9 protein-coding genes and 1 pseudogene are annotated in these 11,764 nt (G+C 27.6%); 1 reads left to right on the top strand and 9 read right to left on the bottom strand.

The window, feature by feature from the left end; translation table 11 throughout:
- The 9 genes and pseudogenes from Q0F58_RS08300 to Q0F58_RS08260 form a co-directional block, all read right to left on the bottom strand.
- A pseudogene (locus Q0F58_RS08300) lies at positions 1-491 on the bottom strand (tRNA 4-thiouridine(8) synthase ThiI); the annotation flags it as partial.
- A 12-nt stretch (positions 492-503) separates the two neighbouring features.
- Positions 504-1,184, bottom strand: a complete 681-nt coding sequence (gene spoIIR, locus Q0F58_RS08295; RefSeq protein WP_294374898.1) for a stage II sporulation protein R — start codon at positions 1,182-1,184, stop codon at positions 504-506.
- Positions 1,185-1,259: 75 nt separating this feature from the next.
- A complete protein-coding gene (gene ispE, locus Q0F58_RS08290) occupies positions 1,260-2,102 on the bottom strand; it encodes a 4-(cytidine 5'-diphospho)-2-C-methyl-D-erythritol kinase (RefSeq protein ID WP_294374895.1) in 843 nt (280 codons plus the stop codon).
- Between the two features lie 87 nt (positions 2,103-2,189).
- Positions 2,190-4,799 (bottom strand): cyanophycin synthetase, encoded by a 2,610-nt coding sequence (gene cphA / locus Q0F58_RS08285; RefSeq protein ID WP_294374893.1) that lies wholly within the window; start codon positions 4,797-4,799, stop codon positions 2,190-2,192.
- Positions 4,771-5,616 (bottom strand): cyanophycinase, encoded by an 846-nt coding sequence (locus Q0F58_RS08280; protein WP_294374891.1) that lies wholly within the window; start codon positions 5,614-5,616, stop codon positions 4,771-4,773. The genes cphA and Q0F58_RS08280 overlap by 29 nt, the downstream gene beginning before the upstream one ends.
- 128 nt (positions 5,617-5,744) lie before the next feature.
- Positions 5,745-7,307: an SPOCS domain-containing protein gene (locus Q0F58_RS08275; protein ID WP_294374889.1), complete on the bottom strand. Its 1,563-nt coding sequence runs from the start codon at positions 7,305-7,307 to the stop codon at positions 5,745-5,747.
- A 602-nt stretch (positions 7,308-7,909) separates the two neighbouring features.
- Positions 7,910-8,152, bottom strand: a complete 243-nt coding sequence (locus Q0F58_RS08270; protein ID WP_002582316.1) for a Veg family protein — start codon at positions 8,150-8,152, stop codon at positions 7,910-7,912.
- A gap of 271 nt (positions 8,153-8,423) precedes the next feature.
- Complete coding sequence (gene yabG, locus Q0F58_RS08265; protein ID WP_294374866.1) at positions 8,424-9,287, bottom strand: sporulation peptidase YabG; 864 nt, start codon at positions 9,285-9,287, stop codon at positions 8,424-8,426.
- Between the two features lie 200 nt (positions 9,288-9,487).
- Positions 9,488-10,486: a CotS family spore coat protein gene (locus Q0F58_RS08260; RefSeq protein WP_294374863.1), complete on the bottom strand. Its 999-nt coding sequence runs from the start codon at positions 10,484-10,486 to the stop codon at positions 9,488-9,490.
- 108 nt (positions 10,487-10,594) lie between these two features.
- On the opposite strand from Q0F58_RS08260, the gene Q0F58_RS08255 reads away from it, so the two are divergent.
- Positions 10,595-11,716, top strand: a complete 1,122-nt coding sequence (locus Q0F58_RS08255) for a glycosyltransferase family 1 protein (RefSeq protein WP_294374860.1) — start codon at positions 10,595-10,597, stop codon at positions 11,714-11,716.
- Positions 11,717-11,764 lie beyond the last annotated feature (48 nt).

Raw genomic sequence — 11,764 nt, 5'->3', positions numbered from 1 at the left:
GAAATATCCAAAAGTTTTTCTCTATCTACAAGCCCGTCTATTTCCATCTGAGTAGGCTTCAAATTTTTTGCACATAAAGGCCTTAATATTTTATCGCTAAATCCCGACTGCTTCTTGACAACATCTAAAGCAGCTCTATTTTGTGACATAGGTCTTTGATTTAAGACTTCACCTGTTATTATAAAATCAGCATTGAATTTTTTTAGAAGTTCTCCACTATATCGCATCATCATTGCATGACAATCAATACATGGATTCATATTTTTTCCCCACCCATGATCAGGGCTCTTCACCATTTCAAAGTGTTCTTTTGAAAAATCAACAACTTCTAATGGTATTCCTATCTGCTTTGTCATTTTCTTTGCATTTTCTTCATTAAAAAAATATGATCTAAAACATATTCCTATAACTTCTATTCCTTGCTCTTTTATCAATTTTGCAGACAATATGCTATCCAATCCACCTGAAATCATTGCCAATGCTCTTGTCATTTTATACTCCCCCTATTTGAGTAAATCCTGAATAACTTCTACAATCTTAAATTTAACTTGAACATTATCAGAACTTTCCTCCAAATTTTCTTCATTCTTATTCTGTTTATTCTTTATATTTTCTTCCACTTTATCATACTCTACTTCAGCTTTAGATTCATCTACAAAGCATAATGGAGGAAACATTACACACCACCAATTTTTCCCTTCTGCATTACCTATAAGTATTCTAAAAGCTTCATAGTTTCCTTGTGGTAAAACAATATTTCCATAAGACTTGTCCGGAAAATTTTCCCTAGACAATTGAATATTTACACTATAATCATATCCTTCTTCTTTTATAACATTTTCTGCTATAGTTTTAACATCTTCCATTTTATCATTTAATATATTTCTAGAATTCTCTAATGATTCACTTTTATTTAAATATGGATATAAATATTCAATAACTTTATTTTTTACTTTTAGTTTTAACTGCTGATCTTCATCATTATCACTATTAGCTATAACATGAAATCTTATTAGCGAATTCTTAACCTCATTATAATCAAGCACTCTCATTTCCTTATTATTTTTATTCATAGAACTACTTAATTTTAAATCAGTACATCCACAAAACATACTTCCACTAATTAATATAATTAATAGTATATCTAATGCTTTCTTTATATTTATATCAAAAAATCTTTTCATAAACAAACCCCCTTGTAGTTGAAATTATTAACCACTTAAAGGGGTTTTATACATATTTTTTTACCTAATAAAAAATTATATTGTTCTTGATATAAAAACATCCTTATATTTATTTTTCATTTCATCATAACATATTTGTGCTTTAAGCATATCATCAAAAAATGCAAACACAGTAGGGCCACTTCCACTCATTAATGCTCCCAGCGCCCCATAAGAACGCATTGTTTCTTTTATATTTAAAATGACTCTATGTTTTTTTAATGTTACATTCTCTAGTAGATTTTTCATATTATTCGCTACAAAGTCAATATCATCATTTTTCATGGCTTTTATTATATCATCAGTTTTAGGATGAAATATAACTTTTGACAAATCAAATGCTTTATATACATCCTTAGTAGACACTCCAAAAGGAGGCTTAACGATAACAACTATTTTATCTTTAAAATCCTTTAACTGCGTTATCTTTTCACCTATACCTTCACATAAAGCTGTTCCTCCACTTACACAATACGGAACATCTGCACCTAACTTTAAACCTAATTTTCGTAATTCATCATTATCAGCATTAACATTAAAAAGCCTATTCATAAGTTTTAGCACACCAGCAGCATCTGTACTTCCTCCTGCCATTCCTGCAGAAACTGGTATATTTTTAATTAAATTTATGGAAACTCCACTTGATATATTGTATGTTTCCTTAAATAATTTTGCAGCTTTATATGCTAAGTTTCTCTCATCAGTTGGAACATATGGCTTATTGCAAATCAATTTTATTCCAGACTCAATTTTAGTTATTTCAATTTCATCATATAAATCAACTGTCTGCATAATCATCCTTAATAAATGATAACCATCTTCTCTTTTCCCAACAACATCTAAGGCAATGTTAATTTTTGCATAAGCCTTAATTTTCATTTTTATTAATCCTTTCATCGCAATTTAATTTTATTTTATCATAGGTAAAAAATCCTGTCTAATTTAGTTGTTGAGATAAATTTCATATCAACTCATCATATTAATTCTTTCATGTTTATTATTATTCAAAAATTCTATTAACGGCTCTATTTTTTCATAAAACACAATTATAATATCGTTTCTTTCGCTTATTTTTAATGCATATTCTAACGCCTCAACTTCATCTAAATATAATTTAACTTTTTTATTACTTTCTCTCTTCAAAATAGACGTTTTTAATAATTGAGAAATTTCTCCTACCGCTCTTCCTCTTCTATCTCTATCCTCTTTTATAATTATTTCATCAAGGTTATCACAGCATACATTCCCTATCTCACGTACTGCATCATTCTGTCTATCACCAGGAACCCCTATAACTCCTATTAATTTATTTTTATTTTTTAATTTATTTATACATGACAATACTGCTTTATATCCTTCAATATTATGACCATAATCTAAAATTATTTTTCTTCCATAATAATTAAATACATTAAATCTTCCTTTGTTATGTTCTATAGAATTAAAATTCAAAATTCCCTTACTTATCATACAGTAATCAATTTTCAGCCCTATTAAAGCGGCACATGCAGCCATAGCATTTTCAATGTTATATGTTAATATACCCTTATATGATATTGGTAAATCTTCTATAGATGCAATTACATACTTTCTATGATTATTTACTACACAAATGTTACATTCCTCAATAAAAACTGAAATTTTTCCTTCTTCAATATTTTTTTGTATAAATTCATTATTTTTATCTTTTGAGAAATATATTTTTTCACATTTTATTCTATTTATGATTTTCTTACTATATTTATCATCTGCATTAATTACAACATATCCATCTTCTTTCACAGCTTCACCTACAAGTGATTTAACAAAAGCCATATCTTCCATAGAATCAATTCCATCTAACCCCAAATGATCATTTGTAATATTAGTAATAACAGCAACATCAGCTAAATCATACGCTATACCTTTCCTTATTAAGCCTCCTCTTGCTGTCTCTAATACAGCTGCATCTACTTCTCTATTTAGTAGTATTGTTTTCGCACTATTAAATCCTGAATCATCACCTCTATGTATGCATTTATCCCCTATATATATTCCATCAGTTGAAGTTATACCTGCATTCAATCCCATCATATTTAAAACATGACCTATAATTCTCGTTGTTGTAGTTTTTCCATTAGTTCCAGTAACAGATATCACCGGAATATTAGATGGATGTCCTTTATAAAGCATATCTATTATAGCCTTTCCCACATCTCTTTTCCTGCCTTTGTATGGGAAATGATGCATCCGTATTCCTGGCGCTGAATTAACCTCCATTATTATTCCATTCTGGCTATCTATTGGCTTTGAAATATCTTCTGCACAGATGTCTATCCCACAAATATCTAATCCTAAAGTTTTAGCTGCCCTTACACAATAATCAATATTTTCTACACACATATCGTCTGTACAATCAACAGCCATACCTCCTGTTGATAAATTTGCATTCTCTCTTAAAATAACTTTTTCATTTTTCTCTGGTATATATTCAAGACTTATTTCTTGTTTTAACAAACAGTTATATAAGTCTTCATCAAATTTTACAGTAGTAAGTGGCTTTTCATGATCTTCTCCTCTTAAAGGATTAGTATTTAACTCATCAATTAGATGTTTTACATTATTCTTTCCATTTCCTATAACAAAAGGTGCTATTCTCATCGATACTGCAACAACTTTATCACCAACTACACAAACTCTATAATCATTTCCTAAAATATACTTTTCAATAATTATATCTTTAGTTTTCTTTAATATCCGATTATAAGATTTTACAAGTTCATTTTCACTTTTTATATTTAATATTACTCCTTTTCCTTTATTCCCATATTGAGGCTTTAAAACAACAGGATAACCTATTGATTCAGCTTCCTTAAGAAGTCCTATTATATTGAAAACTTTTTTTCCTTTAGCTACAGGAATATTTTGTATTTCAAGCAATTGCTTTGTCAATAATTTATCACAAGATATATCAACGCTTACACAATTTGTTTCATTACTCATAGCAGCCTCTATTATTTTCGCTCTACTACCATATCCAATTTGATAAATTCCACTTTTTCCAAGTTCAATAACTGGCAACCCATAATTCTTAGCTGCTTCACAAATCGCCTGTGTACTAGGTCCCACAATTTCTTTTTTTAAAGTATCCTTTATTTGCTTTAATCTACCATCAAAATTTATAGGAATATTATTAATTAACGAATTAATTAAATCTATTGCTAAGTTAGCAATTTCAATAATTGTATTTTCATATTCATATTGAACAATAATATAATATATGTCACCTTTAATTTCTCTTGCTTTTCCATAAGATACATCTATACCAATCATATTTTGTATAGCAATAATACAATGTTCACAAATATGAGCTAAATAAGTTCCTTCTTTAAGTCTTTTTACAAATCCACCTTTTTCATCAATCCCACATCTATGTTTTTTTAATTCAGGCAATATACTTATAAGATTAAAATTAAAATTAGAAATATCTTTGCTTGGAATTTCAGCATATCCTTCTAAATCTACATCTATTCTTATACATTTTTTATGAGAATAGATATTTTTCCCTTCATATATTCTTTTTTGTATTATTTTCATCGTTAATTTGTTCCTCCTCAAAAGGTGATCTTTTTACTAAATCAAATTTATTACCATTAGATAAAATATGCAGTCTAACATTATGCATGCTTAACACTTCATCGCAGTGCAATTCTGATACATTAGTATAGGAAATATTACTTCCATCAATAAAATAAACAGCGCCTTCTCCTATTACTTCAATTATTCCTTCTTGATTTACTACTATTGCCGTATTTTCATCAATTCCAATTCCTAAAACTTCAGGATTCTCCGCTATTCCTACTAAAAGCCTTCCAATCCTTCCCCTCTGAGCAAAGTGTTGATCAATCATCACACGTCTTATAAAACTCAATCCTGGGGCCATTTTTAATGTGCATTTTCTTGGTGAATCATCATCATTTCCTTGAACAATCATAGTATCACTCATAACTGAAGCACCAGCTGACGTTCCAACTATAAATTTTCCCTTTACTAAACTTTCTCTTAGACTATCATTAATAGGAGTACCTCCTATTAAACTTGTTATACGCAATTGATCTCCGCCTGTAAAAAAAATCAACGAACTTTTTTTTACTAATTCTACATTTTCCTGATTAAAAGCATCCTTTCTATCATTTATGTCTAACACTTTAATATTTTTAACTTTCAAATCATTAAAAACTTTCCTGTATTTTGCTGCTGCTTCTTTAGGATATTCTGTTGCTATAGTTGCAATCAGTAAAATATCTTGATTTTTATCAATTGAATCACATACTCTTCTCAATATTTCTTTTTTACCTTGTTTATCCTCTGCGCCTCCAATTATTATTAAATTTCCACTCAAATTTTCTTTCAAAATTCTCACCTCATATCGCATGATATATATTCTTGCCATCATTAAACATATTTATTCACTAATTTATTGCATAAAAAGAGACCTCTAAATTATAGAGATCCCTAAACTTTAAATTTATGTTATTTATCTTAAAAAACTGCTCGTCCTGGTATTATTACCTTTTGGCCAATTTCAATTATATCAGAATTTTCAAGTCCATTTATCTTCATTAAATCTTTAACTGTTGTATTATACTTTTTAGCTAATCCCCAAAGGGTATCACCTTCACCAACAACATAAATAGTTATACTTGATTTCTTTTCTGGCTTTTCTCCTTCTCCTTCAATAACATCACAAATAAATTCTTTATTTAATTCATATAATATCCTTCCATTTAAATTTATATTGATTTTAACTGCAATACTATTACCTTCAATTGCTGTATCAATATTTTCAACCGCTGCTCTTACTATTGCCTTCATCCCCTCAGCAGCACCAGAAATATCAAGTACAGTAGAAAATGGTATTTCAGATTTTATATCTGAGATGCCTTTTTCATCATTTACTACTTTATATAATATATCAGTCTTAATTACCCCTTCTACAATAACTTTATCAGTCATAATTTGTTTATCAGTTAATATTATCACAGCATTTGAATATACTATTTGTTCAGGTTTTAAATCACCTTCACTTAATTGAATATTATCTTTTATAACTGATTCTGAACAATTTGCTCCTTGTAAAATACCTATTTCATATTCTTCCTTTTTTAAATCCAAATTTACCTTGGGAGAATATGCATCCTTTATTGTATCTATTTTTTCTTTAGAAAATATCTTTATATTTGCTTTTATTGAAAACTCATTATTTATTATTCTAACTTCACCTAAATCATCTTCTTCAAGCATGAGTTCATCATTTAATATTTCATAGTAAACAGATGGAATCATATCTACTGTTATTCCTGGAACCTCTTCTTCTTTTGATAAATATATATCATCTTCCATACACAACAAATCATTAGTTTCATCACCTTTATACAATATATTTAACTTACAATAACATCCTAAATATATTTTGTCATCAACAATCTTGACTTCTTTTTTGTGAAGCATCAATCCGCAATTAAGAATTTTACTTATTTGGGGCTTATCCATTCCAACACGAATCATAGATTTACCTGTCAATTCAATCTCTTTATTTGCACTTATTCTATTTATAGTTTCAGTTTTTTTCAAAACTTCCACATTATTATTTCCCTCAATTTCTTTAACAAATTCAAATTCATTAGTCTTGTAAAGCTCCCAATCAATATCAAATATACCTTGGATTAGTATTTTTCTCTCATTCATGATTGCGGCTTCAATATGTTCTACTTTACATTCAGCTTCACAAATAACTTTATGTTCATCTTGATTAAGATCAATATTGCTTGCAAATTTTTGAGTATAGCTTACAGAATTTATCATAAGGCTTTCTTCTCGTGCTAAATATAAAACAGTATATTCAACTTTGCCTTCAATCACAATTTTATCTCCAACTATTTCTTTACTTATTATAGTTGGTTTTGATTCAACTGTAAGTATTTCTTCAACATCTGGATGAGTATCTGGTATTAAATATTCATCTTTTAATACACAGTTAGAATTATTTTCTCTTATAAGCTGTTCAAATTGAACATTTTCTTTTATAACTTCTATATCTGACATACTTTATACCTCCATAAATTTCTACTATCTATTTATATATTTTTTATCTCAAATTTATGCTGATTAATTTGTAATTTTATATAGTATAATTAATACATTTTTTACTTTTATTCCTTATTTATCCTCCTCTTGGGACATAAATATACTTACTTAACAAATTTATAAAAAAATTTTTATATTTTTTTGTTTTTTTATTGACAACAACTACATTTTGTCGTAATATAATAATTGGTTATTGACCATATAACCTCTCATAAATTCTCAATACCCTTTTATACCATAGTTGAAAGATGGAAACCCACCATCTTTCTTTTTTTATTTTAAAACTATTATTTCAAATTTAATTATCTAAATATTTATAAAATTTTTTATTTCTTCTCCTTCTTTAATCATATTTCTTATTTTCATGATGTAATAAGATTTAATATAATCAACTTTCTATCTTATCATATGATAAATAAACTAAATTTTATTTTCTACAATTTTTATTCATAGATAATTACATAAGATGTGAAATGTTTATAAATTAATTTATTAATGAAACTAATAGATATAAATTAAAAGATATGTATTTAAAGAAAAAAACTTCGATAAATCGAAGTTTATATTGTAGCTGGAAATACCAATTGTACAGTCTTTGTTAATACGTCTGAGTAACTATACGTTACTGTCCTTTGGGTGTCACATTTTAGTCTAATAACAAAAATACTAGGATAAACACTATCTATTATGCCATCATTTACTAAAACTTTTTTTCTTCCACCATTGGCTTTTAATGTAACTTTTTCGCCTATATGTTGTTCAATGTCGTTTTTTATGGAAGCAATTGTTTTAACTTTTTCCATACAAACACCCTCTTTCCATTGTAAATTATACATTTAATTCCTTTTTATGTCAAGTAAATTAAACATTTTATCACTTAATATAATCATTGTCAATATAAATAATATTTATATTATCCTTTTAATTAAGTCATTCTATTATTATCTTTTTTTTTCTTTTTTATTCTAAGTTTTTGGAAATATTACAAAAGTCATATAATAAATCCTTTAAGACTTTATGCCTTATGCTTTATTATATGACTAATAATTTAACCTATATATTTATTGATATAATCTATATATATGATGACTTTGGATATCCCTCTCTATATTTACCTCTTGTCTGAAGTCCTCCCACCCCTTTTATTCCTGTTATTGTATTCTCAATCACATCTGTTATGGATACAACTTTATCAATCCTTGTATATGCTATCTTCTCGCATACAAAAACAGGATCTAAACAATGAATTAGCACCCTGTTAGGGGATGATGCAAAGTTTGCTCCTACATCCAAAATCCTTTCATAGCAACTTTGGCATGCTCCTGCAAATATAACAAGTTCATCATAACTTGAATTATAATTTCTTAAATTTTTTACTGATTCTAAGTAATATTTTGAATTTCTATAATTGTTTAAATCCAAATAATCCTTTGGATCCCTTACAACACTATCATGACCAGTAAGAACTACTATATCAGGTTTTATTTCTTTAACAAGATTAACTATAACATCTGGCTGTTCATTTTCGGGTACTGCTTTTCCAACAGCATCAAGATGTAATTGCTTATATACCTTTAAACATGTTTCCATATACTCACTATCTCCATCTACATGAAGTATTCTTCCTGGTCTTCCAAAAACAAGTTCATCTTTATTTTTTATTTTAGATGTTTTTTCTGTTTTATCTCTTAGCTCCCCCCTTATACTTATTGCTTTTTTTATAACTTCATTTACTCTTGTGTTCAATATTTTATCTTTTGAACCAGTATCCTCTTCATTTGCGACTTCAAGATCATCAATTGCTGAATCCGCTATTATTCTTATGTTTATCCCTTTTAATATAATATTTTCTTTTCCATTTTTATTTTTTATATCTATTATTTTAAAAGTAATATCTTTTCCATATGACTTTCTAACAACTATATCCCCTATCTTCATTATTTTCTCCATCTATTATTAGTATAGTTTATAGTATGGATTAGAATATTAAAAAGTTTCCACAAAAACACTAATCTATAATAATTTATCCAAAATAAAAGACTGTTGCAAAAAATAATAAATAATTTTAGTGAAATCTTATTAAAAACACACCATAGCATAATTTTATTATTTTAAAATGCAACAATCTTTATAAATAATCATAGTTTGTAATATTTTTCAAATTTACCTAAAAACTCAAGATATTTGTCTTGTTCATTTATTATCGAACTCAACTTGCCTGCAAATGTATTTTGTCCCCAATTAACTTCATTATAATAATATCTATTAGCTAAGCGCCAATATCTTTGTGGAAATTGAAGATAAGAATATAGAACTTTATATTCTTCATCCTTTAGTTTTGATACAGAATTATAAGTATCAATTATCGCTATTGCAAAATCAATATTCCAATCTACACGCTTCAATACTTTAATCATAAAGTTACTAATGTCAAAAGTTCTAACTTCTCTTTTACAATAATCAAAATCTATTATATGGACTTCCTTATTTGCTCCTATAATTATATTGTGATAAGTAAAATCATGATGACAAAAACTTTTTTCATTTTCTGCAAGCATACATAATTCATAATAATCTGATTCTTTTAATGTTTGTAATGCCTTTTTGCCTATTTCCTTGTAAAATTCCATTGACTGAATATAAATAAGATCGAAATCATTTTTTATATTTTTCTTTCTAACCATATCTCGCATTTTATCTAAAGATTTTATTCTTTTCTCCATTAAATGTGGCCATCTTCCAAGATCACTTTTTAACTTTGAATTTTCAGGTGGATCATAACCTTTAGATGCTTCATGAAGATCAGCTAATGTTTTTGCTGCAATTTTAACTTCTTCAATGTTGTGAAAGTCGCATTCCTTCCCATCAAGCCATTCTGATAAAGTATATAAGTCCTCATTTACTAATGCATAAGGCTCTCCATCTATGTTCAAAAAATACTTGTCTAAATTGCTAAATCCATTCTTTCTTAAATGCTCTTTAGCACCATAGACAAATAATAATTTTTGAGGTCCATAATTTATCTTTTTTAAACATCGTTCTCCTTTATCAGTCTTAAGATAGTAAACACCTTTATTAGCCTTTATTTTTTCTATCTTAATATTAAATTGTCTTTCTATTTCAAACTCCCTCATCATAGTTCTCACCTCCTGTATATGTATATGTGTATATTTATTCTTTTATTAACATTTTTTATATTCTTTTAATATAATACAGTATGATAAATACTGTGGAAGGATTTCGAAATGAAAGTAGGAATAGATGGCAGAGCTGCAAAATGGTATCGCGGTACTGGAATAGGAACATACACCCATGAACTTATTCGTAATCTAGACTGTGTAGACAGCATAAATAATTATTTAATATTTATGCCTCCCTGTGATTCATTAAACAATCTAAAGGATAACTTTAAAATAGAAACAATTGATTCTATAAATTCTAATAATTTTTGGGAGGATATAAAAGTTCCTAATATCTTAAATAATTTTGATATTGAATTATATCATGTTCCTCAAAATGGAGTCGGTCTTTCTGATAATATATCTTGTAAAAAGGTAATAACACTTCATGATATTATTCCACTTAGGATGCCTGAAACTGTAAGCGACAGATATTTAAGAATATTCAACAATGAGCTTCCAAAAATATTAGATAATTGTGATGGTATAATTACAGTATCTGAATTTTCAAAAAGCGATATTGCAAAAGAATTTAATTTCCCAATTGATAATATATATGTTACGCCACTTGCTGCAGAAGATATTTATAAACCATTAAGCAAATCTCAATCCAAAAAACTTATAACAAGAAAATATGGAATCACTAATGATTTTGTTTTATATGTTGGAGGCTTCAGTCCAAGGAAAAATATTTTAGGCCTTATAGAGGCTTATTCACAACTTCCTGAAAGCCTAAAAGAAACCTTTAAACTTGTTATTATTGGTAGAAAGGGACCATCATACGAAAAATATAAAAAGCGTGCACATGAACTAAATGTTGAAAGTAATGTTGTTTTTACAGATTTTATACCTTTAGAAGATATGCCTTTATTTTACAATGCAGCTGAAGTTCTTGTTTATCCTTCTTTTTATGAAGGTTTTGGTCTTCCTCCTGTTGAGGCCATGGCCTGTGGAACACCAGTCATAGCTTCTAATGTTACCTCTTTGCCTGAAGTATGCTATGAATCTGCATTATTGATAGATCCTCATGATATTGATATGCTCTCTTATGACATTGAACGTGTATTAAGCAATAGTCTTTTAAAATTAACAATGGTCAAAAAAAGTCTTACAAGAAGCTGCAAATTTTCTTGGAAAAAAACAGCTATTGAAACATTACATTCATATGAATCTATAATTGAAAATTAAAAAAAACAAAAACGTTCATATTTTGAACGTTTTTTGATTTTTCGATTT

Source organism: uncultured Clostridium sp., from assembly GCF_934754915.1.
In the GTDB taxonomy this organism is placed as follows: Bacteria; Bacillota; Clostridia; order Clostridiales; family Clostridiaceae; genus Clostridium.
Note: the sequence above shows the minus strand (reverse complement) of the source record. Positions and strands in the feature narration are given on the sequence as shown.